Origin of the sequence: Bacillus cereus, from assembly GCF_002567495.1 — a bacterium.
Taxonomy (GTDB): Bacteria; Bacillota; Bacilli; order Bacillales; family Bacillaceae_G; genus Bacillus_A; species Bacillus_A cereus_AQ.
Window position 1 is genome coordinate 111,596 of the sequence record NZ_NVAP01000040.1, and the last position, 22,824, is coordinate 134,419.

Sequence of the window (22,824 nt, forward strand, 5' to 3'; positions counted from 1 at the left end):
CATATCAACGCTTCGTTCGTTAAGAGAGCGGTATGAAAGGACGGAAACAAATTGAAAAAAAGAATCATTTGTTTCGTGTTTTCTAGTTTCGTGCTTAGTTCATGTTCGTTTCAGCAAACAATGTATGAAGAAAAAAATTTGTGGGAACAACAGGTGGGGCTATGGATCGCGCTATTGATCATATTCCGCTAAAGGAACTTCCAAAATATTTTCCAGTGAAATTTAAAGCTCCAACTGTTTTACCGTATGACATGACGAGTGATGTGAAGGGGCAAGTAAGAAAAATTGGACAGAAGAACGCGGTCTTAACGATTAAATATAAACAGCAGGAGCCAGGTAGAAATGAGTATATTGAGTTAAATGTCGCAAATTTCCCTTATAGTTTTCCAGATTTCGTGGACGAGAAGCGATTTCAAGAACAAATGAAACTGAATAATGGAACGTCTGCTTATTTTAAAAATAAAGATGATTATGAACGTGGTGACGAATTTGCTACGCTTATATGGAAGGAGAAAGGAATTGAATATCAGCTGCTGTATCGGAATGTAGAAGGGAACGATGAAAAGGTAATCAAGCAGAATTTATTATACATTGCGAACAAGATGGAATGAAAAAACTAGCCGATTTATTCAGCTAGTTTTTTGTATGTTATTATTTCTTTTTAATTTTGCCTGTCCAAGATTTAAATCCACCTTGTAATTGGTAGAAATCTTTGTAACCTTGTTTTTTTAAGTATTGTGCTGCACGACCTGTACGGAATCCGCTTTGGCAGTATAAGTAAACAGGTTGATCTTGACGAAGTTCTTTGTGACGAAGGCGAATTTGTGATAACGGAATGTTACGTGCACCTAAAATGTGTCCTGCGTTATATTCATCTGTTTCACGAATATCGATAAGCTGTGCTTTACGGTAGCCAGCGCGAAATTCTTCTTCTGTAAGAGTTTTAATTAATTTTTTCTGATAGAAGTACATCCATACAGTGTAGCCGATGAATGCTACGATTACGGCTAATAAAATAATCCAAGTTGTTGACACGATTCTATCGCTCCCTTTTTTCTTATCCTACTTTCAATATTATAATGCCCATATGTATTTATGCAACAGATTCATTTGCATATAAGAAGAAATTTCGTATTCTTTCACAAATTTTGTCGAATTTGGTAGACTAGAGAATGTGAAAAATAATTGGTTATATGAGGTGCAGGATGGGAAAAGAAAAATGGTGTTATATTAACTCTGGTCAATGTTCACCGGCATTTAATATGGCGTTAGATGAATGTTTATTAAATTGGCAAAGTGAAAAGAAAATGCCACCAACAATTCGTTTTTATGAATGGGAAGTGCCAACATTAACAGTCGGATATTTTCAACGTGTTGAAAAAGATATTAATATGGATGTAGTTAACGAAAAGAAATATGGATTCGTTCGTCGTCAAACAGGCGGCAGGGGTGTACTACATGACAAAGAGTTAACGTACAGTGTTATTGTGTCTGAAGAGCATCCAAATATGCCAAAAACAGTTACAGAAGCGTATCGTGTTATTTCGCAAGGTTTATTAGACGGTTTTAAGGCATTAGGATTAGAAGCATATTATGCAGTTCCGAAAACAGAAGCAGATCGTGAAAATTTAAAAAATCCACGTTCAGGCGTATGTTTTGATGCGCCATCTTGGTATGAAATTGTAGTAGAGGGAAGAAAGATTGCGGGTAGTGCGCAAACACGCCAAAAAGGTGTTATTTTGCAGCACGGCTCGATTCCGTTAGAAATAGATTTGGATGAACTATACGATCTATTTTTATTCCCGAATGAACGTGTGAAGGAACGTATGAAGAATATGTTCTCTTCTAAAGCGGTAGCAATTAATGAATTAACAGACCGTACATTTACGATAGAACAATTAATTAAAGCGTTTGAAGTTGGGTTTGAAAAAGGATTGGATGTAGAACTTGTTCCATATGAATTAACAGAAGAACAGTTACATGAAGTTCAAACGTTAGCGAAAGAAAAGTATGAAAGTAATGAGTGGAATTATAAAAAATAAGAGATGGCAATTGCCACCTCTTATTTTTTTTATAGTAAATTAAGTACTTTTTCTACTTTGATTCCTTTATCTTGTAAAGAACGAAGACGACTTACAACGTCCATAATTTCTTTGTCAAATGTGACGCTAATACCTTGGCTTTGTAGTTCTTCTTTTAAGCTTTCGATAGAATCATCTATGTCGATGCCAAGCTCGTAATCTTGACAAACTTCAATTGTCTTTTTCACGAGTTTAACATAATTTTCTTGTAGTTTTGAATTTGTTTCAGTCAAAGCAGGCTGCTTCGGTTTTGCAGGAGCAACCGGTGCTGTCTCTTGCTTTGTAACTGGAGTAGTGACTACTTTTTTCACAGGTGCTGGAGTAGTGATTTCTACAGCTGCTTCTACGCTTACTGGCTTCGGTGTCGGTACCGGAGTAGGCTTAGGTGCCATAGCAGATGTTTCCACACGCGTAACAGGCTTAGGAGCAGGTGTAACTGCTTTTGGAGCTTCTACAACTACTTCTTTTTTCGGTGCTTCTTCTACCTGTGTTTCTTCTTGCTCGGCAGCTTCTTTATTTTCTTTACTCCACATAACGCGTTCAATTTCTAGAGAAACATTGTTTTTGTTCATCGCTGTTAATGTAACTTTACCAACTTCAGCGTTTCCAGTGAAATCAACAATTTTATAAATAACACTCTTGTTCCAATCCACGTTTCCGCTCAAAAATAATTCTTCGTTACATTTCGGCGTTAAGCCCTCGATTTTAATTTCTGCGTTTACACCGTTTTCACTATATACCATAATTAGCGAAGCATTTACATCTTCGTCTGCTAACATTAGTTCACGTACCATTTTGCCGGTGCGTACTTGCGTTTTCTTCTTAACTGACATCTAATTTCTCCTCTCAAAAATTCAGTAATAATAAAAAAATCGTATAACGAAAAATAATTGCTCACGAAGATTTATGATACCGATAATAAAAGCATCACGTCAACAATTAACTTTAATTATTTTGCATTTTTCTTATTTTCTTTATGAAATTTTTCAATTTGTAAAATTAGACAGAAGAAAAAACAGCCTTTTGAAGGGCTGTTAAAATTTAGATGTTCTATATAAAAATTTGTACAGAATATAAAAAGAAAGTGTAATAAGAGCACCTTGCAAAATAGACAAATTATAAAATAAGTATGGTTGTGTTTTGAAAAATACGTTTGCAATAACTGATAAGACAAAAGGTATAAATACCGATAATAAGAGAAGTGCTTTTTGTTTCCAGGAAACTAATATTGTAAAAGAGAAACGTCTAAATAAAGAAAAAGTTATGAAAGCACCAATTGTTAAAACGATAGCAGATAATATTGTTCCAGGAATACTAAATGGAATTCCTGAAGTGTTTGTATTTGAAAATAGTTTTTGCATAAGAGTAGTGAATGTATCGTATCCAATTTGAACAGCTAATAATAAACTAACTGCAAACCCAATAATGGCAGCTTGTTGGAAAGAATTTTGATGTTCCGAAGAGTTAATTAATTCATCGCAGTAAGCTTTTAAATCCTCTCCGAAAATATCATGCGCAGTTTTACCGTCTTCTTGTGCTTCTAAAAGATGATCCAATATTTCTAAAAGTAATTCTTCCATTTGTTTTTGTGGAACGCTAGTAAGGCGTAAATAAATAAGCATATCACCATAAGCAACTTCGTTTTCAGGTGTTAATAACTTTCTTTTTTTATTGTTTAACTGAACCATTTCTTTTTCAGTCATGACCTCGTCACTCCTTTTTAAAGTCCAAGTATTCTTTTTTGAAGAAAAGCCTATATAGTACATAGCAAGAGATGGCAAGCAAAGTACCGGTCCAAGGTGAAACTTGTAATGTAGTATAGGGATTTTTTATAAATAAAAAGGAAATACCGATTAATAGCATCCATAGGCTATGACGTATTAAAAAACTTCCTATATGCCTCCAAATAGTTGTTTTATTTTTAAATAAATCAGTGTTAATAAAATCGAAGACAAAACGTATCATAAGATGTACGGATAATGTAAATACAAGCAGATAAATGAAATCAATGTGTACAAATTTAAAACGTGCTTTATTTGCAAATAAGGGTAATACAAATGCAATTACGGACGAAATAGCAAAGTATATTGCTAGCAGGTAACAAGTTATAAATAAAGGAATTGATAATTGTTCCCATAAACTTTGCTTCGGTAGGGCGGCAATTAACTCGTCACAGTACGCCTGTAAGTCGTCTCCAAAAATATCATAAGCATTTTTTTCTTCTTGTTGGGCTTCAATAAGGTGATCTAGAATTTCAATTAGCAGTTCTTCTGCGTGGTATTCTGGCACTTTAGCTAAGCGGATGTATATTAACATGTCACTATAGGCGATTTCATTTTCTGCAGTTAATAATTTACGCTTTTGGTTATTTAATTCGATTAAATCTTTCGCTTTCATCCCCATCACTCTCCCTGTAATAAATTGTTCACCGTAGTAGAAACCATTCCCCAGCTTTGTTTAAATTCTTCAAGTTGTTCTAACCCTTTATCGGTTACGTGATAATATTTTCGCTTTGGACCGAGTGAGGAAGCTTTTAATGTTCCTTCAATCAATTTTTCTTTTTGCATACGTAACAATAACGGATATATGCTTCCTTCGCTTACGAATGTAAATCCGTGCTTATTTAATTTTGTACTCAGTTCATATCCGTACACTTCTTCTTGTGAAATAATGTATAGGATGCAACCTTCGAGCACACCTTTTAACATTTGGCTGTGCATGATTTCACCACCTTTCATCTAGGTAACTTGCGTTGCAAGGTAGTTATTATCCAAATTATAACATTCAGTAACTTGCAACGCAAGCTACTGAAGTGGAAAACTTTAATGAGTGTTAATTTTCATTCGTTCTTCATACTAACGAGAGGAGGGAAGTGTATGAAACCATTTATGCCAAAACTCGTTTACTTTGAACCGAAGGCACTCGAATATCCGCTTGGAAAAGAGCTTTATGAGAAGTTTACGAAGATGGGATTAGAAATTCGTGAAACGACATCACATAATCAAATTAGGAATTTACCAGGAGAAAATGATTTGCAAAAGTATCGTAATGCAAAGGCTACACTTGTCGTTGGAGTGAGGAAGACGCTAAAGTTTGATACGTCAAAACCGTCAGCTGAATACGCTATCCCGCTTGCGACAGGGTGTATGGGACATTGTCATTATTGTTATTTACAAACGACGCTTGGGAGTAAACCATATGTAAGAGTGTATGTGAACCTAGATGAAATATTTGAGAAGGCAAAGCAATATATGGATGAAAGGGCACCTGAAATAACAAGGTTTGAAGCGGCGTGTACATCAGACATTGTTGGAATTGATCATTTAACACATGCATTAAAGCGGGCGATTGAATTTATTGGAGAAAGTGAATACGGGCGCTTACGTTTTGTTACGAAATATTCGCATGTTGATCATTTATTAGATGCAAAGCATAATGGGAAAACTCGTTTCAGGTTTAGTATAAATTCACGGTATGTAATTAAAAATTTTGAACCAGGGACATCGCCGTTTGAAGAGCGAATTGAGGCGGCTCGTAAAGTAGCAGGTGCAGGTTACCCACTTGGTTTTATAGTTGCACCACTTTATATGCATGAGGGATGGGAAGAAGGATACCGGGAATTATTTGAGCGACTGTACAATGCGCTGAAAGATATGTCGATACCAAATTTAACGTTTGAATTGATTCAGCATCGTTTTACGAAACCAGCGAAAAAGGTTATTCAAGAGCGTTATCCAAATACGAAACTTGAAATGGATGAAGAGAAGCGGAAATATAAATGGGGACGATATGGAATTGGGAAATATGTATATAAAAAAGATGATGCAGAGGTATTGGAGGAAACGATTCGAGGATATATTCATCACTTTTTTCCTGACGCAGAAATTCAATATTTTACATGAGAGGAACTTGTATTTGAATGCAGGTTCTTTTCACTTTTGCAGATTTAGGCTCGTTTCCATCTTGTCACGTTATTCTTTCTGGTGTATCATTTTATTGATTGCTTCGTACGGAATAAGCAAAATGAAATTGGATGGAGGAAACCGATGCCTACCCCTAGTATGGAAGATTATATTGAACAAATTTATTTGTTGATTGATGAAAAGGGTTATGCCCGTGTATCTGATATTGCTGAAGCGCTTAGTGTACATCCATCCTCTGTAACAAAAATGGTACAAAAATTAGACAAAGATGAATATCTAATTTATGAAAAATATAGAGGGCTTGTATTAACATCAAAAGGTAAAAAAATTGGAGAACGTCTCGTATATCGACATGAATTGTTAGAACAGTTTATGCGCATTATCGGTGTGGATGAAAGCAAAATTTATAATGATGTAGAAGGAATTGAACATCATTTAAGTTGGGAATCAATTGACCGTATCGGTGATTTAGTACAATACTTTGAACAAGATGAGGTTCGAGTGGAAACACTTCGTGGTGTTCAAAAAGCAAATGAAGAGAAAAGTAATTAAGGGGAACGGATGGCGTTTCCTTTTTTATTTCAATTGAAAAGGATGGGAGAATGATGAAAGCAATTATTTTTGATTTTGATGGATTAATTGTGGACACAGAAACAATATGGTTTCACTCTTTCAGAGATGCTGTTCATGAGTACGGTGGAGAGCTACCTTTAGAGGAATTTGCGAAATGCATTGGAACAACAGATGATGTACTTTATGCATATTTAAATGATCACTTAAAAGAGAAGTTTAACAAAAGTGCATTAAAAGACAAAGTGGCAACTTTACATAAAGAGAAAATGAAAATGCCAGAAGCGCGTGATGGGGTAAAAGAATATTTAGAAGAAGCGAAAGAAATGGGATTGAAAATCGCACTAGCTTCTAGTTCATCTAGAGAATGGGTTATGCATTTTTTAGAAGAGCTACAGATCCGAGATTATTTTGAAGTCATTAAAACGAGAGAAGATGTTGAGAAGGTAAAGCCAGATCCAGCACTTTATCGAATTGCGATAGAAGATTTAGGCATTGAATCGTCAGAAGCTGTTGTATTTGAAGATTCATTAAATGGATTGAAAGCAGCAGTTTCAGCAGGATTAAAGTGTGTCATTGTGCCTAATGATGTAACACGGAATTTACCATTTGAAAATCATCACCTTCGAATTGAAAGTATGAAAGATAAAAGTTTGAAAGAAGTACTTCAAAATATAAAAAAAGACCGTGTTTCCTAAAAGGAAGCACGGTCTTTCTTTTTGTTTTTTTTACCTTCAATGACAGTTAAGTGAGACTGTTTTCTTTTTCGTTTCAAAGTGGAAGGATTCCCTTTTTTACCTTTGTCATTAGAAGTGTTTGACTTAAAGAAAGAGTTGCTTAGGGGTGCTACATTTTGTTTCCCGTGTTTGCGGTTCGATTGTTTTGCAGCGCGCTTATATGAGCTTTGCGAATTTGCAGAACCACTAGAATTTGTAAACATCTTGTATAGCAAATAAAAGATACCGACAACAAGTAACATGTACCCGATATTTCTTAATACACCCATGGGATTTGTAATAACAGATGAAACAAGGCCGAATATTGCCAATCCGATAATAAGCACAAATATAGCGAAAGTAAACGAACGACCGTTCATAAGGAACACCTCCTAAAAACATATATTGAAATTAGTATATTAACGATGAGGAAAGGAGTTGAACATCAATTTTAAATAATTATTGTTTGTTTTCTAAACGTAATAATTCTTCAAACGATGCAATAGCTACTTCCACTTGATCATTTGTTGGTTCTTTCGTTGTTAATAGTTGTAGCCATAATCCAGGATATCCAAGTACGCGTAATACAGGAATATCTCGTAATCGATTCGTAAATTGCAATACTTCAAAAGAAATACCAAGTACAACTGGAATTAATAAAATTCGGTTTATAACTCGTGCCCAAAGAGGATCTGTAGGGACTAGGAAATAAACGAACATTCCAATAATGACTGTAAATATAATAAAGCTACTGCCGCATCTATAATGGAGGCGAGTTTGCTTTTGAACGTTTTCTACAGTTAGAGGAAGGTTATTCTCATAAGCATTGATTACTTTATGCTCTGCACCATGATACTGAAATACCCGCTTAATAAGTGGGGTTAAAGAAATAAAGTATATATAGCTCAATAATAACATGAGCTTAATGACACTTTCGACAATGATTTGCCCAGTATGAGATGGGAAAATCGGTCTCGTTAATTCAGCTAATAATGCAGGAACTGCTGTGAAAATGACTTTACCGAATATGAAAGATAAAACGCCAACTGCTGCAACTCCTAATACCATCGTTAATTTTGATTGTTCTTCTTTTTTATTTGCAATTTGTTCATCATCTTCTGGGTGGACGTCAAATCGTTCTGAAGCGAAGTTTAAATGCTTTGCTCCATTCGCACTTGCATCCACAATAGCGGCAATACCTCGTAAAAATGGAATTTTTTTTAGGACAGATAATACTTTATTACGAACGCGTGGTAATCGATAAAATTCAATCGATTTATCTTTACGACGAACCGCTGTAACAGTATATTCTCTACCGCCAAACATAACTCCTTCTATGACCGCTTGCCCGCCATATATTTGTTTTGACTCTTCTGCCATGTTAACACCAACCTGTATTTGTTTCTCTCTTATGTAGAAAAAGAGGCAATTGTCATACTGGGTTCTGTCGTTTTGAAATAAGACAATCACCGAGTTTCCTTTATTTTATCGGCAAATACAAGTAGATGACAAGGGAAAATGTTATGAGAGTCGGACATTTCTTATTCTTTTTATAGACAAATTTCGCAGGATTTAAACATGCTTCAAAATAGTTTCGGGCATACTATTGAGCGGAGGTGTCGATGTGAGTCAAGAACAATTAGGAACAAGGAATTTTGTGCAAATCGGTTTGTTTGGTGGAATCTTTTGGGGCGGGATATGGTATTTCCTTCATATATTTTCATTCACGGAGGCGGGACCGAATTATTTCCTTTTACCATTTGCGTTTGGAAGTTGGAAAGAAGGTGTATGGGGCAATGTGTCAGGAGTAGTTTGTATGGGACTTCTTTCAATTTTGATTGCCTTTTTGTATAAAGCATTTTTTGCGAAGTTTGAAGGAATTATTGCAGGAATTATTTATGGGCTATTTTGGTGGGCATTACTGTTTTTGGGGATGGGTTTAATGGCACCTGTTATTAAAAGTGCGCTCCATTTACCAAAAGAGACAATTGTGACGACGATATGTATTTTTATATTGTATGGTGTGTTTATAGCATACTCTGTTTCTTACGCAGTAAATAGCAATAAAACAGAACAAGAAGGGCAAGAGAAGACGAACTATTCAAACAAGTAACTCCTATGTTAAAATATTGTATAGATATTTAATATTAAGGAGTTTTAAGAATATGAAAAAGTTACTCCTCGTAAACGGTCCTAACCTAAATCGCCTCGGTGTTCGTGAGGTAAATGTATATGGAAAGGGCACGTTAGCGACACTTGAAGCAGATATGAAGCAAGAAGCAGAAACAATGGGAGTGGAGTTAGAATGTTTCCAATCGAATCATGAAGGTGCCATTATCGACATTATTCATGAGGCGGAAGATATATATGAAGGGATCATTTTAAATCCGGGAGCATTTACGCATTATAGCTATGCGATTCGTGATGCCATTGCGAGCGTTTCGATTCCTGTTATTGAAGTACATATTTCTAACATTCACCAGCGTGAATCGTTCCGTCACGAATCTGTGACGGCAGCCGTTTGTGCGGGGCAAATTGTTGGATTTGGTTTTTATGGCTATAAGTTAGCGCTATTTGCATTAATGGAGAAATTGAGGGAGGCATAAAGTAATGGAGAAAATTGAAAGATTACGAAGTGCATTTGATGAGGCTGGTATTGACGGTATATTGTTAACAAATGAACATAGTCGTAGATATATGGCTAACTTCACAGGAACAGCAGGTGTTGTTCTTATTTCGAAAGAACGAGCTCAATTTATTACAGATTTCCGTTACGTAGAGCAGGCTAGTAAACAAGCAGTTGGATATGAAATTGTACAGCACGCAGGATTAATCATTGATGAAGTTGCACAGCAAGTGAAGGAACTTGGAATTCAAAAGCTTGGCTTTGAGCAAGATACTCTTACATATAGTTCTTATTCAGCACATAAGGAAGCGATTGATGCTGAATTTATCCCAACTTCTGGACTTGTAGAAAAGTTACGCTTGATAAAGACTGATTCAGAGATTAAGATATTAAAGGAAGCTGCACAGATTGCAGATGCTGCCTTTGAGCATATTCTATCATTCATTCGCCCGGGAGTATCTGAAATTGAAGTGTCAAATGAACTTGAATTTTTCATGAGAAAACAAGGAGCAACATCTTCTTCGTTTGATATTATCGTTGCTTCAGGTCTTCGTTCGGCATTACCGCACGGCGTGGCATCTGAAAAAGTGATAGAAACAGGAGATTTCGTTACATTAGACTTCGGCGCTTATTACAAAGGATATTGCTCTGATATTACTCGTACGATTGCAGTCGGTGAACCATCTGATAAATTAAAAGAAATTTATAATATCGTTTTAGAAGCACAACTACGTGGTGTGAACGGTATTAAAGCTGGTTTAACAGGTCGCGAGGCTGATGCGCTAACGCGCGATTACATAACGGAAAAAGGATATGGTGAATACTTTGGACACTCTACTGGTCATGGAATCGGTCTTGAAATCCATGAAGCACCAGGTTTAGCGTTCCGTTCTAATACAGTACTTGAACCAGGTATGGCTGTAACGGTAGAACCAGGTATTTATATTCCAGGTATTGGCGGCGTACGTATTGAAGATGATATCATTGTGACAAGTGAAGGTAATGAAGTAATTACGAAATCACCAAAAGAACTTATTATTTTGTAATACACAGGAGGATTTTTTTACATGATTTCAGTAAACGATTTTCGTACAGGTTTAACAATTTCAGTGGACAATGCCCTTTGGCAAGTACTTGATTTCCAACACGTAAAGCCAGGTAAAGGTGCTGCATTCGTTCGTTCTAAACTACGTAACATTCGTACAGGTTCTGTTCAAGAGAAAACATTCCGTGCAGGTGAGAAAGTAGAAAAAGCACACATCGAAAACCGTCGTATGCAATACTTATATGCAAGCGGTGAGGCTCACGTATTTATGGATAACGGAACTTATGAGCAAATCGAGCTTGGTGAAAAACAAATCGAGCGCGAGCTTAAATTCCTAAAAGAAAACATGGAAGTAGCAATTATGACTTACCAAGGTGAAGTACTTGGTGTTGAACTTCCGAATACAGTTGAATTAAAAGTATCAGAAACAGAGCCTGGTATTAAAGGTGACACAGCTTCTAACGTAACAAAACCAGCTACATTAGAAACTGGTCTTGTTGTACAAGTACCAATCTTCATTAACGAAGGCGAAATGCTTATCATCAACACTGGTGAAGGTAAATACGTTTCTCGTGCATAGTAGAAAAGCACTCGTGATAATCACGAGTGCTTTTTTTATAGAAAATAGGGTAGATAGTAAATCGCGGTTATTGTAAAACTGAAAGCTGTAAGACTAGCAGCACCTACTGTGTAAGGGCTCCATGTCATATGAAAAGGTTTTACTTCACCTGTTTTATATATAGTGTGATCAATATTGGCATTTTGGTTTATATTTAAAGCAATGAGCCAAATTGTACCGAATATCCCTAAGCTACAGAGGAAAAAGGACTCCATAAATGACCAACCGACCAATAATGAAAAAAGATAAATAAGAGCTAATTCTACTATAACGGTTAAACTAATTTTCAATGCCTTCATATTTTTCCTCCTCATTCTGTAATTTCAACCAGTTTAAAAAATTTTCACGTGACACGACATGCAGAGAGCAAGGTGACTTTACTTCTTTCTCTAGTGCAGCGTGTTCGTCTGGAAACTTGTTTTCCACATGCAATGAAATATAAGCTAGTTTTTCTTGTGCTTTTAACGAACGGATATTATTCGCTTTAGCACCAGCAAATACGTAGGAAAGTTGTAAGTCTAAAAAGGCGATTTTAAAGATTTCTTTTTTAGCAGCCTCGTTATAGCCTTTTCCCCAGTACGGATAGCCGAGCCAACTACCAATGTGAGATTGCTTCTTCTCATTATTAATATGTTTAAGTGTGGTGAGGCCAATTATTTCATCCTCTTCATTCACAATCATTCTCGATAAGGATTTCTTTTGACGTTCTTCTTCTATTGCGAAAAGAAGAAAGGCTTTCGTGTCTTCAATGTTTTCTACCGTTATCCCCAATGCATTTTTTATATGTGAATCACTTGATAGCTCGAAAATCACATTTGTATAGCGTAAATCGAGTGGTAATCAAGTAACGTTCTGCATGGTTTATACCCCTTTTAAATTAAATATACCATAAAATAATATGAATATTCAGATTCAAACAAAGACTTTAGAGAAAAATTATGTTTTTACTTCTGAAATAGACAACCTCTGCATATGGTTGTACAAATATATTCTTTTTTGGAATACGAAGTTAGTAACTGTTACGGGAGAAGGTGGAAGAATGAAACAGTGGCTAGCGGCAATGGAAACATCCGTGCTTGTTATGGGAGCACTTCGATTATTTTCAGGTAGTGCGGAAATATTTGCTGCTTTGCTTATGCTTTATGTGAATGATGCGAAGAAAGCGTTGTTTATAAATGGTATGTTAGCGTTTGTTGGACCGACCGTATTAATTTTAACAATGACAGTTGGGATAGCGAGTGTAGCAAGTGAAATTTCTTTCTTGAAGCTCTTTTTTCTAGGACTTGGAATTTTCTGTATTTTTATCGCGTTATTGAAATAGTAAGTCGAGTATAGTGGGGAGAAGCCGATGAAAGAGGTATTGGAAGTTTTACCAAAAACGATGAAGTACTTAATTGAAGAATGTAAGCAATACGATGCTTTAGAGGAAATTCGTGTTCGAATTGGAAGGCCGCTAGAGTGTATTGCACACGGAAAGGTGTTTTTTTATGACTATATTACTACTGCAGAGGATGCTATTTACTTATTGAATAAGTTAAGTCAGTTCTCAATTTATACGATGGAAGAGGAATTAAAACGTGGGTATGTGACGCTTCGAGGGGGACATAGAATCGGGTTAGCGGGAAAAGTCATTACAGAAAAAAGCGCAGTGAAAATGATTCGTGATGTCTCTTCCTTTAATATTCGTATCGCTCGTCAAAAAATAGGAATTGCTGAACCGCTTTTACCATATTTGTATGAAACAAGATGGTTAAACACGATGGTAATTGGCCCTCCGCAAACGGGAAAAACGACACTTTTAAGAGATGTAGCACGCTGCATGAGTCAAGGGGTAAGTGCTTCGGAAATTCCTTCCTGTAAAGTGGGGATTGTTGATGAACGGTCAGAAATTGCTGGCTGTGTGAAAGGGATCCCGCAATATGATTTTGGCACCCGAGTCGATGTGTTAGACGCATGTCCAAAGGCTGAAGGAATGATGATGATGATTCGTTCTATGAGTCCTGATATTTTGATCGTAGATGAAATTGGCCGTAAAGAAGATAGTGAAGCAATTATGGAGGCAGTGCATGCAGGTGTTCAGCTTTTTATAAGTGCACACGGATTTTCCTATGAGGATGTTGTGAAACGCCCATCGCTAAAAGCAGTGCTGGAGCTTGGCATATTTGATAGGTTTGTGGAGTTATCAAAAGCGAGGGGTCCAGGAACGGTTATGCAGGTGAAAGATAAATATGGAAAACCAGTGTTATCAAATAGAAAGGCTGAGGGCGTATGGTGAAAATATTTGGTGCGGTATTAATAGTTGCTGTCAGCACCTTTTTCGGGTTTTCCTACGCTAAAAGATATAGTGAGAGGCCGAGACAACTTAGATTATTAAAATCAGCACTTCAATCATTAGAAGCAGAAATTATGTATGGACACACACCTTTATCTGAGGCAGCCGAGCGATTGGTTAAACAAATGCCGAAACCGTTAAATTGGATATTTCAAAGTTTCGCTAGAAAACTAGAAAACGGGGAACAAACGGTAAGGGAAGCTTGGATAGATAGTTTGAAAGAGAACTGGAAGTTAACGGCCTTTCAACAAACCGAGTATGAAATACTGCAGCAATTTGGTGAAACGCTCGGGCAACATGATCGTGAATCACAACAAAAACATATTCGTTTATGTATTACACATTTGGAGAGAGAAGAAGAGGAAGCGAAAGCTTTACAACAGCAATACGAAAAAATGATCAAGAGCTTAGGTGTACTAGCGGGGCTACTTATCGTAATTTTACTGCTATAGGGGGGAGAAAGGCGATGTCCATTGATGTTGGATTAATATTTCAAATCGCCGGAATCGGCATTGTTTTAGCTTTCATTCATACTGTACTAAAAGAATTAAAGCGTGAGGATATTGCAAATTGGGTTATCCTTGTCGGTTTTGTCGTCATCTTATTTCATGTTGCATTTTTAATTAATACGCTATTCGACAAGATTAAAAGTGTCTTTCTCTTCCGGTAAAGGAGGCGGTTCGAATCGAAATCATACAAATTGTCGGATTAGGCCTCGTTGCTACGTTTTTAGCCGCTGTTTTGAACCAGCATAAATCTAGCATTACATCTTTATTTATTGTGTTCGTAGGTAGCGTGATGTTTCTTATTTTAATCGATCAAATTCATTCTATTTTACAAATGATTGAGAGAGTAGCGAGTGAAGCGAAAGTTAGTAACGTCTATGTGGAAACGTTACTAAAGATTATAGGAATTGCTTATATTGCTGAGTTTGGAGCTCAAATTACAAAAGATGCTGGTCAAGGTGCTATCGCTTCGAAAATTGAACTAGCTGGGAAAATCTTAATTCTTGTTATGGCAATTCCTATTTTGACGGTTGTAATTGAAACTATTCTCGGGTTTTTACCGACGGGATAAGGGGGAGTGAATGTTGAGGAGGTTTGGAGCTAAGCTGCTATTTGCTTGCTTCCTTTTCTTTTCTTTACCGGTTGTTGTACAAGCTTCTCCTGTAGAAACAAACGTCGTTGATCAACAATTGGATAAGCTCGGAATTGAAGATGTGAAGCAATTTTGGGACGGGCTTGTTACAAAATATGGAGGGTATTTGCCAGAGAGTCAAAAAGGAAGCTTTATGGAGTTTGTAAAGGGAGAAAAAGAATTCTCTCTAAAAGAGTGGATGATAGGGTTATTAAAATATTTATTTCATGAGCTTGCTGCTAATGGAAAACTGCTTGGCACGCTTATTATGCTCACAATCTTTAGTGCATTGTTGCAATCACTGCAATCTGCTTTTTCAAAAAGTAGCGTAAGTAAAATTGCTGATGCGGTTGTATATATGGTACTTATTATTTTTGCATTAAATAGTTTTTATGTCGTTATGACATATGCAAGAGAAACGATACAAACAATGGTAGATTTCATATTAGCGCTATTGCCAATTTTACTGGCACTTATAGCAACTGGGGGCGGGGTTGTATCTGTATCGTTTTTTCATCCGATTATCATTTTTTTAATGAATACGAGTGGACTTCTTATGAATTATATCGTTCTACCACTTTTATTACTGGCAACTATATTAAGTATTGTAAGTACGATGAGTGATCAATACAAAGTTACAAAATTGTCCAAGCTTCTGCAAAACGTTAGCGTTGGTATTATCGGTATCTTCTTAACGATTTTTTTAGGGGTATTATCTGTACAAGGAACAGCAACAGCTGTTGCTGATGGCATAGCGGTGAAAACTGCTAAATTTGTAACAGGAAACTTTATTCCAGTAGTCGGAAGGATGTTTACAGAGGCGGCAGATACTGTTATTAGCGCATCAGGATTATTGAAAAACACAGTCGGAATTATTGGGCTCGTCATTTTATGCTTAATCGTTGCTTTTCCAGCGATTCAAATTTTCTGTATCGCATTTATTTATAAATTCGCAGCAGCAGTATTACAACCAGTTGGAGGAGGAGCAATTATTCAATGCTTAGACATTATTGGACGAAGCATCATTTACGTATTTGCTTGTTTAGCTATCGTATCATTTATGTTCTTTTTAAGTATTACAATTATTATTGCTGCAGGGAATATTACACTTATGATGCGGTAGGGGGTGAAGAGTATGCAATTTGTTACAGAGTGGATTAGAAATATTATCGTTTTCTTGCTCTTAGCGACAATGCTTCATCTTATTCTTCCAAGTTCGAATTTGCAAAAATACGTTAAATTCGTTGTAAGTCTTTTGTTAGTTGTATTAATTTTAACGCCTCTTTTTAAACTATTGCAGACAGATGTAAATGAAGTAATTGCAAATTTTAATGAAGAAAAGTACGTAGCAGAGGGATCTGTAAAAAATTCAATAGATTCGAAGAAAAAAGAAATACAAGCCCTAACACGTGCATATAGTTTAGAAGAGATGGCTACCAAAATGAAAAAAGAAGTAGGAAAAGAGTTTGAGAAAAAGTATGGTATGACAGTCTCTGAAATACAAATAGTCGCAGCGGAAAGTACAGCGGAAGTAAAGGCAGCGAAAGATATTCAATCTGTTGTTGTGACGTTGAAAGAAAAAGAACGTAGTAAAAATGAGGCAATCGAAACAGTAAAGCCAGTTGAAATTAACACGAAAGAACCGCCGAAAAAAGTAGAGGAAACGAATGTAGAAATGAAAGACTTCTTTTCAAGCAGGTGGCAACTAGAGAATAAACAAATCCAAGTTCAAATGGAAGGGAGGACAGGTAGAGTAAATGGACAATAAAGATAAAAATTCGAAGTTCTTATTTTTTCGAAACTTATTGAATGGGGATCAAAAAGAAAGTAATGAGAAGGGAAAAAAGGTAACACCTAAGTTTTTACTTGTCCTACTCATACTTGGAATTTTGCTTATGTTTTCTAGTAGTTTATTGTCAAGTAAAAAAGAAGAAGTACCTGTATTTAAAGAACAAAAAACGCAAAACCAAGAAAAAGACGTACCAACTTTTGGTCAAAAAAATAATGATAATATGTCGAATGTAGAAAAATATGAAAAAGCGTATGAACAAGAATTAAAAGCAGCCTTAGAAGAAATAGCAGGAGTAAAAGATGTAACAATTAAAGTGAATTTAGATTCATCAGAAGAAAAAATATTAGAAAAAAATACAGTGAAACGTTCACAAAAAACAGGTGAAACAGATAAAACAGGCGGTAAGAGGGAAGTAGAAGATGAGTCCCTTGATGAAAAGACAGTCATTATACGTGAAGGTGATAAAGAAACTCCTGTTGTTTTACGAACAGAGAAACCGAAAGTACGAGGTGTTCTTGTCGTAGCAAAAGGAGTGGATAATATACAAGTTAAAGCGATGGTAAAAGAAGCTGTAATAAGGCTGTTAGATGTACCAGCGTATCGCGTTTCAGTTTCACCGAAAAATTGATAGGGAGGAAATAAAGTGTTAAAAAAACAAACAGTTTGGCTATTAACGATGTTAAGTTTAGTTGTTGTACTATCTGTGTATTACGTGACAACCCCTGACAAAATGAATACAGCATCGCCGGCAACTGGTGAAAAGATTGGACAAGAAAAACAAGGTACTGATAAAGCAGTAACAAACGAAGCACCTAAAGAAACTCCGAAAAAAGAAAATACAACCAAGGAAACAACAAATAAAGAGACAACAAATAAAGAAACAGACAAAAAAGAAAATGCTAAAAAAGACACAAGTAAAAAAGAGGGGAATGTATCAGTTCAATCAAGTGATGAGAATTTCACGGCTTTACGTATGCAGATGGAAGATCAGCGTAGTGAAGAGAAAGCAAAATTACAAGAAGTGATGAATTCTTCGAAATCTTCAGCGACAGAAAAGAGTAAAGCGAAAGATAACTTTGATGCAATCACTACAATGGAAACGAAGCAAGAATTACTTGAGACGGTAATTAAGTCTCAAGGAGGATATCCAGATGCTCTTGTAAGGGCTGATGGTACTGACATTAGAGTAACGGTTAAAGCGGCAAAACATTCACAGAAAGAAGCAAATAAAATTATTCAGCTTGTAAGAAGTGAAGGCGGATCAAAAGATGTAGGTGTGAAATTTGATCCACCAGCGAAATAAGTGAAACTTTAATCCGTAGGGGGTTCCCTGCGGATTATTAGCTTTTACTAAGTGAGGGGTATGCAAATAGTGAAATAGAGTATGTAAGTAAACACGTTAATAGAAAAAAGCTATCATTTTCGATAGCTTTTTTCTATTTCATCTTTGTAGTTATTTTTACTATGTTCAACTCGGAACGGAGAAACACGTTGTGAGTAAAAGATTAATGGTTCATGATGCTGATGATTACTTTTTCCGGATTTGACGTGGATGCAAAGAACGCATGCCCAAACGATTACGGCAGGTAAAAAAAGAATGAGCCATATCATATTTCCACACCTCGACACAATATATTTTCTACCCTTTGAACATACTATTCTTATATGAAGGAATGATGAACGGCGTGTAAACAAAAAAATAATATTTGGTAAAAATATGTTATTGACTATAGATGTGGTGAAGAGTGGAGAGGGAATGGCGTGTTTACTGTGTAACGTTTGGAAAAAGTAACGAATGTTTTTTAAGAAGTGGTCTTGCCAATTTCATGTGAAACTTGGTATTATTACTAGGTAATAAATTTTTTATTGAAATAATATTTTTACAGGAGTTTCGATTTATTATAAAGAAATATAAATTGGAATGTTTAAAAAATTTATCGTAAGATGGAAATAGTAAACATTTCTATTAGTTAATGAAATGTATTTTCTAATAGAATACATCGTATTTTTACAGTCAATCTAGTTTTCGTGACGAGAATCTGTAAAAACGGGACAAACAAGAGTATGGGAGTGGATTTTACATGTTTAAAATTCAAGAAGTTCGTGAATTAATTAAATTAATTGATAGCTCTAATATTGATGAATTTGAATACAAAAAAGACGGTACAACAATCAAAATGAAAAAGCGTGGTAATGAAATTGTTGCTGTACAAGCACCTGCAGCAAAACAAGTAATGCAATCAGTAGCACCTGTTGAAGTTGAAACGACAGTAGCGGCAGCGCAAGTAGAAGTACCAAAACAAGAAGAGAAGAAATCAGTTCAAAATGAAAACCTACATAAAATCACGTCACCGATGGTAGGTACATTCTATTCTTCATCTTCACCCGATACACCACCGTATATAAGTGTTGGAGATAGAGTATCGAAAGATTCTATCGTGTGTATTGTCGAGGCTATGAAGTTATTTAACGAAATTGACGCTGATGTAGAGGGCGAAATTGTTGAAGTTCTTGTTAATAACGGACAGCTTGTTGAGTATGGACAACCGCTATTTCTTGTAAAAGCGTAATAAGGGAGTCTTTGTGATGATAAAAAAAGTATTAATAGCCAATCGTGGGGAAATTGCTGTACGAATTATTCGTGCTTGTAAAGAAATGGATATTGAAACAGTTGCAATTTATTCAGAAGCAGATAAAGAGTCACTTCACGTACAGATTGCAGATGAGGCGTACTGTGTAGGACCAACGATTTCGAAAGAAAGCTATTTAAATTTGACGAACATTATTAGCGTTGCGAAGTTAACAGGATGCGATGCTATTCATCCGGGATACGGATTTTTAGCTGAGAATGCAGATTTCGCAGAGTTATGCCGTGAATGTAACTTGATTTTTATCGGTCCAAGTCCAGAAGCTATTTCAAAGATGGGCACAAAAGACGTTGCTCGTGATACAATGAAAGAAGCAGGGGTTCCGATTGTACCAGGTTCACAAGGTATTATTAAAAATACCGAAGAAGCGATCAAGCTTGCTAATCAAATTGGATATCCAGTTATTATTAAAGCGACTGCAGGTGGCGGTGGAAAAGGTATTCGTGTTGCACGCCATGAAGAAGAGCTTATAAAAGGAATTCAAATTACACAGCAAGAAGCTAGTACCGCTTTTGGGAACCCTGGTGTATACTTAGAAAAGTACGTTGAAGATTTCCGCCATGTTGAGATTCAAATAATGGCAGATACACACGGAAATGCCATTCATTTAGGAGAGCGTGATTGTACAATTCAGCGCCGTTTGCAAAAACTATTAGAAGAAAGTCCATCACCTGCACTTGATGAAGATATTCGCAAGCAGATGGGTGAAGCGGCAGTTAAAGCGGCGGTAGCGGTTGATTATACAGGTGCTGGTACGGTTGAGTTTATTTATGAATATAAAACGAAAACCTTTTATTTCATGGAGATGAATACGAGAATTCAGGTTGAGCATCCAGTTACTGAAATGGTAACGGGAATGGACTTAATTAAAGAACAAATTCTTGTTGCTTCAGGGGAAAAGTTATCGTTACAGCAAGAAGAAGTACAATTTAATGGTTGGGCAATTGAATGCCGAATTAATGCGGAAAACCCTGCCAAAAAATTTATGCCATCTCCAGGTAAAGTAGAAATGTACTTACCACCAGGAGGATTTGGTATTCGCGTCGATTCAGCTGTATATCCGGGATATTCAATCCCACCTTTCTATGATTCGATGGTTGCTAAATTAATTGTTCACGGAAAAACACGTGAAGAGGCAATTGCAAAAATGAAGCGAGCGCTTAGTGAATTTGTCATTGAAGGCGTACATACAACAATCCCGTTCCATTTGCAATTGCTAGATCATCCTGATTTTGTAAAAGGTGAGTTTAATACGAAATTTTTGGAAGAGCATGAACTTGTGACGCAGTGATACATTAAAGGAGGTTTTTTTCATGGCTGAACATATGTTAGATATGGGTCAAGATACAACTCTTGGTAAAGTAGAAATTGCACCAGAAGTAATTGAAGTAATTGCAGGTATTGCAGCTGCTGAAGTAGAAGGTGTAGCGGCAATGCGTGGTAATTTTGCTACAGATGTTGTTGAGAAGTTAGGTAAGAAAAATCATGGTAAAGGTGTAAAGGTTGAATTAGCAAACGAAGATATTATCGTTGACCTTTATGTTGTAATGTATTTTGGTGTAGCAATTCCAGTTGTTGCACAAAAGATTCAAGACAATATTCGCCAAGCACTCTTTACAATGACAGGACTTGAGCCAAAAGAAGTGAATGTTCACATCGTTGGCGTAACATTCGAAACACAAAAAACAGAAATCGAACCAGTGTAAGAATGAAAAAGGTGCCTAGTAACATAGGCATCTTTTTTATCGTTTCATTTCTTCACAAATTATAACCCTCTAATTATTATACTATTTCAAAAAATAAGAAATAAACAAGAAGATGTGTCGTTTTTCCAAAAAACGTACATTGTGATAAGATATGGAACTTGAAGTTAATCTTTTTATTATTTTTCAGCCTTGTAACCCGTGTGTGAAACGATAAATTGTGTTATTATCATTGTATTATAAGGTTGGAAAATCAATGAAAACTGTAAGAGTAAGTGAATTGACGGCTTATAAATTATAATAATATAACAAAGTATAAGGAAAGACTTGAAGCATAAAGGAGAGTTACAATGAAACGTAGGACGGCTAGAGAAAGAGCAATGCAAGCATTATACCAAATGGATATTACAGGTGAATTAGAACCGAAAGTAGCAGTGGAAAACACGCTAGATGAAGGTGAAGAAACAAATGAGTTTCTAGAATCACTTGTAGTAGGTTTTGTAGAAAATAAAGAAGCAATCGATGAAGCAATTCGTCAAAACTTAAAAAAGTGGAAGCTTGAGCGTATTAGTATTGTTGATCGCAGTATTTTACGTGTAGCTGTGTATGAAATGAAATACATGGAAGAAATTCCACACAATGTAACAATTAACGAGGCAATTGAAATTGCTAAAACATTTGGGGATGAGGAATCTCGTCGTTTTATTAACGGCGTTTTATCTAATATAAAAGATACACTGTAAATTCTTTAAGGGGGAATCTTAAAATGGTAGCAGTAATCATCAAAGGAAATGAAGTTGCGGAGAAAAAACGAGCACAATTAACAGAAGAAGTTGTGAAGTTGAAAGAGCAAGGGATTGTACCAGGATTAGCAGTTATTTTAGTTGGAGAAGATCCAGCATCTCGTTCTTATGTAAAAGGAAAAGAAAAAGGCTGTGAACAAGTAGGGATTTACTCAGAGCTAATTGAACTTCCTGAAACAATTACTGAGGAACGCTTGCTTGCTGAAATCGATCGCTTAAATGGCGATGACCGTATTAATGGCATATTAGTGCAATTACCTTTACCGAAACATATTGAAGAAAAAGCTATCATTGAAAGAATTTCACCAGAAAAGGATGTAGATGGATTTCACCCAATCAGCGTGGGACGTATGATGACGGGACAAGATACATTCCTTCCATGTACACCGCATGGTATTGTAGAATTAGTAAAAGAAACGAATCTTGATATTTCTGGAAAACATGTAGTAGTAATTGGAAGAAGTAATATTGTCGGTAAACCAGTGGGACAATTGTTCTTAAATGAAAATGCAACTGTCACATATTGTCATTCTAAGACGCAAAATATGAAAGAGTTATCGAAGTTAGCTGATATTTTAATTGTAGCTGTTGGACGACCTAAAATGATAACAGCGGATTATATTAAAGAAGGAGCGGTTGTAATTGACGTTGGTGTAAACCGTTTAGAAACAGGTAAACTTTGTGGTGATGTTGACTTTGACAACGTGTTAGACGTTGCGGGTTACATTACACCTGTGCCAAAGGGTGTTGGTCCAATGACAATCACAATGCTTCTTCATAATACTGTTGAATCTGCCAAACGTGCAGGTGTCGTTTGTAAATAATTTGA

33 protein-coding genes are annotated in these 22,824 nt (G+C 36.0%); 23 read left to right on the forward strand and 10 right to left on the reverse strand.

The window, feature by feature from the left end:
- The first annotated feature begins 161 nt into the window (after positions 1 to 161).
- Positions 162 to 611: a DNA polymerase III subunit delta gene (locus COK05_RS19290; RefSeq protein ID WP_098613929.1), complete on the forward strand. Its 450-nt coding sequence runs from the start codon at positions 162 to 164 to the stop codon at positions 609 to 611.
- A 40-nt stretch (positions 612 to 651) separates the two neighbouring features.
- Here COK05_RS19290 and COK05_RS19295 read toward each other — a convergent pair whose 3' ends face one another.
- On the reverse strand, positions 652 to 1,035 hold the full coding sequence (locus COK05_RS19295) for a rhodanese-like domain-containing protein (RefSeq protein ID WP_000108654.1): 384 nt from the start codon (positions 1,033 to 1,035) through the stop codon (positions 652 to 654).
- A 170-nt stretch (positions 1,036 to 1,205) separates the two neighbouring features.
- Here COK05_RS19295 and COK05_RS19300 point away from each other — a divergent pair, with 170 nt between their 5' ends.
- Entirely contained in the window at positions 1,206 to 2,042 is an 837-nt protein-coding gene (locus tag COK05_RS19300) for a lipoate--protein ligase family protein (RefSeq protein ID WP_098613874.1), read from the forward strand.
- 29 nt (positions 2,043 to 2,071) lie between these two features.
- Here the strand turns inward: COK05_RS19300 and COK05_RS19305 are convergent, their stop codons facing one another.
- The 4 genes from COK05_RS19305 to COK05_RS19320 all read right to left on the reverse strand — a co-directional run bounded on the left by COK05_RS19305 (position 2,072) and on the right by COK05_RS19320 (position 4,801).
- On the reverse strand, positions 2,072 to 2,914 hold the full coding sequence (locus COK05_RS19305; RefSeq protein ID WP_098613875.1) for a hypothetical protein: 843 nt from the start codon (positions 2,912 to 2,914) through the stop codon (positions 2,072 to 2,074).
- A gap of 201 nt (positions 2,915 to 3,115) precedes the next feature.
- Entirely contained in the window at positions 3,116 to 3,784 is a 669-nt protein-coding gene (locus tag COK05_RS19310; RefSeq protein WP_098613876.1) for a DUF1048 domain-containing protein, read from the reverse strand.
- A 7-nt stretch (positions 3,785 to 3,791) separates the two neighbouring features.
- The gene (locus COK05_RS19315; RefSeq protein ID WP_098613930.1) at positions 3,792 to 4,478 is read right to left on the reverse strand and encodes a DUF1129 family protein; all 687 of its coding nucleotides are present in this window, start codon (positions 4,476 to 4,478) and stop codon (positions 3,792 to 3,794) included.
- A gap of 5 nt (positions 4,479 to 4,483) precedes the next feature.
- On the reverse strand, positions 4,484 to 4,801 hold the full coding sequence (locus COK05_RS19320) for a PadR family transcriptional regulator (RefSeq protein WP_000556083.1): 318 nt from the start codon (positions 4,799 to 4,801) through the stop codon (positions 4,484 to 4,486).
- A gap of 156 nt (positions 4,802 to 4,957) precedes the next feature.
- Between COK05_RS19320 and splB the strand changes: the two genes are divergently transcribed.
- The 3 genes from splB to COK05_RS19335 all read left to right on the forward strand — a co-directional run bounded on the left by splB (position 4,958) and on the right by COK05_RS19335 (position 7,272).
- Positions 4,958 to 5,983, forward strand: coding sequence for a spore photoproduct lyase (gene splB / locus COK05_RS19325; protein ID WP_098613877.1), 1,026 nt, complete (start codon positions 4,958 to 4,960; stop codon positions 5,981 to 5,983).
- A 144-nt stretch (positions 5,984 to 6,127) separates the two neighbouring features.
- On the forward strand, positions 6,128 to 6,556 hold the full coding sequence (gene mntR, locus COK05_RS19330) for a transcriptional regulator MntR (protein WP_001143080.1): 429 nt from the start codon (positions 6,128 to 6,130) through the stop codon (positions 6,554 to 6,556).
- 53 nt (positions 6,557 to 6,609) lie between these two features.
- Positions 6,610 to 7,272 carry an HAD family hydrolase gene (locus COK05_RS19335; RefSeq protein WP_141539167.1) on the forward strand — a complete coding sequence of 221 codons (663 nt, stop codon included), beginning with the start codon at positions 6,610 to 6,612 and terminating at the stop codon, positions 7,270 to 7,272.
- Here COK05_RS19335 and COK05_RS19340 read toward each other — a convergent pair.
- Both COK05_RS19340 and COK05_RS19345 read right to left on the reverse strand, forming a co-directional pair.
- Positions 7,269 to 7,670 (reverse strand): SA1362 family protein, encoded by a 402-nt coding sequence (locus COK05_RS19340; protein ID WP_098613879.1) that lies wholly within the window; start codon positions 7,668 to 7,670, stop codon positions 7,269 to 7,271. The genes COK05_RS19335 and COK05_RS19340 overlap by 4 nt on opposite strands.
- Before the next feature lie 79 nt (positions 7,671 to 7,749).
- The gene (locus COK05_RS19345; protein WP_098613880.1) at positions 7,750 to 8,670 is read right to left on the reverse strand and encodes a DUF1385 domain-containing protein; all 921 of its coding nucleotides are present in this window, start codon (positions 8,668 to 8,670) and stop codon (positions 7,750 to 7,752) included.
- A 244-nt stretch (positions 8,671 to 8,914) separates the two neighbouring features.
- On the opposite strand from COK05_RS19345, the gene COK05_RS19350 reads away from it, so the two are divergent.
- From COK05_RS19350 to efp, 4 genes are read left to right on the forward strand one after another with little or no spacing between them, the layout of a single operon-like run.
- Complete coding sequence (locus tag COK05_RS19350) at positions 8,915 to 9,403, forward strand: YqhR family membrane protein (protein WP_141539168.1); 489 nt, start codon at positions 8,915 to 8,917, stop codon at positions 9,401 to 9,403.
- A 52-nt stretch (positions 9,404 to 9,455) separates the two neighbouring features.
- Positions 9,456 to 9,896: a type II 3-dehydroquinate dehydratase gene (gene aroQ / locus COK05_RS19355; RefSeq protein ID WP_098613882.1), complete on the forward strand. Its 441-nt coding sequence runs from the start codon at positions 9,456 to 9,458 to the stop codon at positions 9,894 to 9,896.
- 4 nt (positions 9,897 to 9,900) lie between these two features.
- On the forward strand, positions 9,901 to 10,962 hold the full coding sequence (pepQ, locus tag COK05_RS19360; protein ID WP_098613883.1) for a Xaa-Pro dipeptidase: 1,062 nt from the start codon (positions 9,901 to 9,903) through the stop codon (positions 10,960 to 10,962).
- Positions 10,963 to 10,983: 21 nt separating this feature from the next.
- On the forward strand, positions 10,984 to 11,541 hold the full coding sequence (gene efp, locus COK05_RS19365; RefSeq protein ID WP_048563839.1) for an elongation factor P: 558 nt from the start codon (positions 10,984 to 10,986) through the stop codon (positions 11,539 to 11,541).
- A gap of 35 nt (positions 11,542 to 11,576) precedes the next feature.
- Here the strand turns inward: efp and COK05_RS19370 are convergent, their stop codons facing one another.
- Together COK05_RS19370 and COK05_RS19375 are read right to left on the reverse strand one after the other, a co-directional pair.
- The gene (locus tag COK05_RS19370; protein ID WP_098613884.1) at positions 11,577 to 11,879 is read right to left on the reverse strand and encodes a hypothetical protein; all 303 of its coding nucleotides are present in this window, start codon (positions 11,877 to 11,879) and stop codon (positions 11,577 to 11,579) included.
- Positions 11,860 to 12,393: a GNAT family N-acetyltransferase gene (locus COK05_RS19375; RefSeq protein WP_255290342.1), complete on the reverse strand. Its 534-nt coding sequence runs from the start codon at positions 12,391 to 12,393 to the stop codon at positions 11,860 to 11,862. Before COK05_RS19375 ends, COK05_RS19370 begins: the two co-directional genes overlap by 20 nt.
- A gap of 226 nt (positions 12,394 to 12,619) precedes the next feature.
- On the opposite strand from COK05_RS19375, the gene COK05_RS19380 reads away from it, so the two are divergent.
- Genes COK05_RS19380 through COK05_RS19420 form a run of 9 tightly spaced genes read left to right on the forward strand, consistent with a single transcriptional unit; the run spans position 12,620 to position 18,144 of the window.
- Complete coding sequence (locus tag COK05_RS19380; RefSeq protein WP_098613885.1) at positions 12,620 to 12,901, forward strand: YqhV family protein; 282 nt, start codon at positions 12,620 to 12,622, stop codon at positions 12,899 to 12,901.
- A gap of 27 nt (positions 12,902 to 12,928) precedes the next feature.
- Positions 12,929 to 13,855: a stage III sporulation protein AA gene (gene spoIIIAA / locus COK05_RS19385; protein WP_098613886.1), complete on the forward strand. Its 927-nt coding sequence runs from the start codon at positions 12,929 to 12,931 to the stop codon at positions 13,853 to 13,855.
- Positions 13,849 to 14,364 (forward strand): stage III sporulation protein SpoIIIAB, encoded by a 516-nt coding sequence (spoIIIAB, locus tag COK05_RS19390; protein ID WP_098613887.1) that lies wholly within the window; start codon positions 13,849 to 13,851, stop codon positions 14,362 to 14,364. Before spoIIIAA ends, spoIIIAB begins: the two co-directional genes overlap by 7 nt.
- A 14-nt stretch (positions 14,365 to 14,378) precedes the next feature.
- Positions 14,379 to 14,582: a stage III sporulation protein AC gene (gene spoIIIAC, locus COK05_RS19395; RefSeq protein WP_098613888.1), complete on the forward strand. Its 204-nt coding sequence runs from the start codon at positions 14,379 to 14,381 to the stop codon at positions 14,580 to 14,582.
- A 23-nt stretch (positions 14,583 to 14,605) separates the two neighbouring features.
- Positions 14,606 to 14,989, forward strand: coding sequence for a stage III sporulation protein AD (gene spoIIIAD / locus COK05_RS19400; RefSeq protein ID WP_077393170.1), 384 nt, complete (start codon positions 14,606 to 14,608; stop codon positions 14,987 to 14,989).
- Positions 14,990 to 14,999: 10 nt separating this feature from the next.
- On the forward strand, positions 15,000 to 16,172 hold the full coding sequence (gene spoIIIAE, locus COK05_RS19405; protein WP_000946110.1) for a stage III sporulation protein AE: 1,173 nt from the start codon (positions 15,000 to 15,002) through the stop codon (positions 16,170 to 16,172).
- Between the two features lie 12 nt (positions 16,173 to 16,184).
- Positions 16,185 to 16,817 carry a stage III sporulation protein AF gene (gene spoIIIAF, locus COK05_RS19410; protein ID WP_098613889.1) on the forward strand — a complete coding sequence of 211 codons (633 nt, stop codon included), beginning with the start codon at positions 16,185 to 16,187 and terminating at the stop codon, positions 16,815 to 16,817.
- Positions 16,807 to 17,469 (forward strand): stage III sporulation protein AG, encoded by a 663-nt coding sequence (spoIIIAG, locus tag COK05_RS19415; protein ID WP_098613890.1) that lies wholly within the window; start codon positions 16,807 to 16,809, stop codon positions 17,467 to 17,469. Before spoIIIAF ends, spoIIIAG begins: the two co-directional genes overlap by 11 nt.
- A 15-nt stretch (positions 17,470 to 17,484) precedes the next feature.
- Complete coding sequence (locus COK05_RS19420; RefSeq protein WP_098613891.1) at positions 17,485 to 18,144, forward strand: SpoIIIAH-like family protein; 660 nt, start codon at positions 17,485 to 17,487, stop codon at positions 18,142 to 18,144.
- A gap of 113 nt (positions 18,145 to 18,257) precedes the next feature.
- On the opposite strand, the gene COK05_RS19425 is transcribed toward COK05_RS19420, so the two are convergent.
- On the reverse strand, positions 18,258 to 18,452 hold the full coding sequence (locus tag COK05_RS19425; RefSeq protein ID WP_098613892.1) for a DNA recombination protein RecO: 195 nt from the start codon (positions 18,450 to 18,452) through the stop codon (positions 18,258 to 18,260).
- 470 nt (positions 18,453 to 18,922) lie between these two features.
- Here COK05_RS19425 and accB point away from each other — a divergent pair, with 470 nt between their 5' ends.
- The 5 genes from accB (at position 18,923) to folD (ending at position 22,819) form a co-directional block, all read left to right on the forward strand.
- Positions 18,923 to 19,411: an acetyl-CoA carboxylase biotin carboxyl carrier protein gene (gene accB / locus COK05_RS19430; RefSeq protein WP_098613893.1), complete on the forward strand. Its 489-nt coding sequence runs from the start codon at positions 18,923 to 18,925 to the stop codon at positions 19,409 to 19,411.
- A gap of 16 nt (positions 19,412 to 19,427) precedes the next feature.
- Entirely contained in the window at positions 19,428 to 20,780 is a 1,353-nt protein-coding gene (gene accC / locus COK05_RS19435; protein WP_098613894.1) for an acetyl-CoA carboxylase biotin carboxylase subunit, read from the forward strand.
- A gap of 22 nt (positions 20,781 to 20,802) precedes the next feature.
- Positions 20,803 to 21,195 (forward strand): Asp23/Gls24 family envelope stress response protein, encoded by a 393-nt coding sequence (locus tag COK05_RS19440; protein WP_000807630.1) that lies wholly within the window; start codon positions 20,803 to 20,805, stop codon positions 21,193 to 21,195.
- 347 nt (positions 21,196 to 21,542) lie between these two features.
- Positions 21,543 to 21,935: a N utilization substance protein NusB gene (gene nusB, locus COK05_RS19445; protein ID WP_000830247.1), complete on the forward strand. Its 393-nt coding sequence runs from the start codon at positions 21,543 to 21,545 to the stop codon at positions 21,933 to 21,935.
- 23 nt (positions 21,936 to 21,958) lie between these two features.
- Positions 21,959 to 22,819: a bifunctional methylenetetrahydrofolate dehydrogenase/methenyltetrahydrofolate cyclohydrolase FolD gene (folD, locus tag COK05_RS19450; protein WP_000226732.1), complete on the forward strand. Its 861-nt coding sequence runs from the start codon at positions 21,959 to 21,961 to the stop codon at positions 22,817 to 22,819.
- Positions 22,820 to 22,824: the final 5 nt, after the last annotated feature.

What these genes read in the sequence shown, in the direction of transcription:
- spoIIIAG (WP_098613890.1), top strand. Translation starts at nt 16,807, where the DNA reads ATGGACAATAAAGATAAAAATTCGAAGTTCTTATTTTTTCGAAACTTA.
- spoIIIAF (WP_098613889.1), top strand. Translation starts at nt 16,185, where the DNA reads ATGCAATTTGTTACAGAGTGGATTAGAAATATTATCGTTTTCTTGCTC.
- COK05_RS19425 (WP_098613892.1), bottom strand. Translation starts at nt 18,452, where the DNA reads ATGATATGGCTCATTCTTTTTTTACCTGCCGTAATCGTTTGGGCATGC.
- spoIIIAC (WP_098613888.1), top strand. Translation starts at nt 14,379, where the DNA reads ATGTCCATTGATGTTGGATTAATATTTCAAATCGCCGGAATCGGCATT.
- COK05_RS19380 (WP_098613885.1), top strand. Translation starts at nt 12,620, where the DNA reads ATGAAACAGTGGCTAGCGGCAATGGAAACATCCGTGCTTGTTATGGGA.
- nusB (WP_000830247.1), top strand. Translation starts at nt 21,543, where the DNA reads ATGAAACGTAGGACGGCTAGAGAAAGAGCAATGCAAGCATTATACCAA.
- COK05_RS19320 (WP_000556083.1), bottom strand. Translation starts at nt 4,801, where the DNA reads ATGCACAGCCAAATGTTAAAAGGTGTGCTCGAAGGTTGCATCCTATAC.
- spoIIIAB (WP_098613887.1), top strand. Translation starts at nt 13,849, where the DNA reads ATGGTGAAAATATTTGGTGCGGTATTAATAGTTGCTGTCAGCACCTTT.
- COK05_RS19370 (WP_098613884.1), bottom strand. Translation starts at nt 11,879, where the DNA reads ATGAAGGCATTGAAAATTAGTTTAACCGTTATAGTAGAATTAGCTCTT.
- COK05_RS19305 (WP_098613875.1), bottom strand. Translation starts at nt 2,914, where the DNA reads ATGTCAGTTAAGAAGAAAACGCAAGTACGCACCGGCAAAATGGTACGT.
- folD (WP_000226732.1), top strand. Translation starts at nt 21,959, where the DNA reads ATGGTAGCAGTAATCATCAAAGGAAATGAAGTTGCGGAGAAAAAACGA.
- mntR (WP_001143080.1), top strand. Translation starts at nt 6,128, where the DNA reads ATGCCTACCCCTAGTATGGAAGATTATATTGAACAAATTTATTTGTTG.
- COK05_RS19335 (WP_141539167.1), top strand. Translation starts at nt 6,610, where the DNA reads ATGAAAGCAATTATTTTTGATTTTGATGGATTAATTGTGGACACAGAA.
- COK05_RS19310 (WP_098613876.1), bottom strand. Translation starts at nt 3,784, where the DNA reads ATGACTGAAAAAGAAATGGTTCAGTTAAACAATAAAAAAAGAAAGTTA.
- spoIIIAA (WP_098613886.1), top strand. Translation starts at nt 12,929, where the DNA reads ATGAAAGAGGTATTGGAAGTTTTACCAAAAACGATGAAGTACTTAATT.
- COK05_RS19345 (WP_098613880.1), bottom strand. Translation starts at nt 8,670, where the DNA reads ATGGCAGAAGAGTCAAAACAAATATATGGCGGGCAAGCGGTCATAGAA.
- COK05_RS19300 (WP_098613874.1), top strand. Translation starts at nt 1,206, where the DNA reads ATGGGAAAAGAAAAATGGTGTTATATTAACTCTGGTCAATGTTCACCG.
- COK05_RS19340 (WP_098613879.1), bottom strand. Translation starts at nt 7,670, where the DNA reads ATGAACGGTCGTTCGTTTACTTTCGCTATATTTGTGCTTATTATCGGA.
- splB (WP_098613877.1), top strand. Translation starts at nt 4,958, where the DNA reads ATGAAACCATTTATGCCAAAACTCGTTTACTTTGAACCGAAGGCACTC.
- COK05_RS19440 (WP_000807630.1), top strand. Translation starts at nt 20,803, where the DNA reads ATGGCTGAACATATGTTAGATATGGGTCAAGATACAACTCTTGGTAAA.
- efp (WP_048563839.1), top strand. Translation starts at nt 10,984, where the DNA reads ATGATTTCAGTAAACGATTTTCGTACAGGTTTAACAATTTCAGTGGAC.
- spoIIIAE (WP_000946110.1), top strand. Translation starts at nt 15,000, where the DNA reads ATGTTGAGGAGGTTTGGAGCTAAGCTGCTATTTGCTTGCTTCCTTTTC.
- COK05_RS19290 (WP_098613929.1), top strand. Translation starts at nt 162, where the DNA reads ATGGATCGCGCTATTGATCATATTCCGCTAAAGGAACTTCCAAAATAT.
- aroQ (WP_098613882.1), top strand. Translation starts at nt 9,456, where the DNA reads ATGAAAAAGTTACTCCTCGTAAACGGTCCTAACCTAAATCGCCTCGGT.
- accB (WP_098613893.1), top strand. Translation starts at nt 18,923, where the DNA reads ATGTTTAAAATTCAAGAAGTTCGTGAATTAATTAAATTAATTGATAGC.
- pepQ (WP_098613883.1), top strand. Translation starts at nt 9,901, where the DNA reads ATGGAGAAAATTGAAAGATTACGAAGTGCATTTGATGAGGCTGGTATT.
- COK05_RS19315 (WP_098613930.1), bottom strand. Translation starts at nt 4,478, where the DNA reads ATGAAAGCGAAAGATTTAATCGAATTAAATAACCAAAAGCGTAAATTA.
- accC (WP_098613894.1), top strand. Translation starts at nt 19,428, where the DNA reads ATGATAAAAAAAGTATTAATAGCCAATCGTGGGGAAATTGCTGTACGA.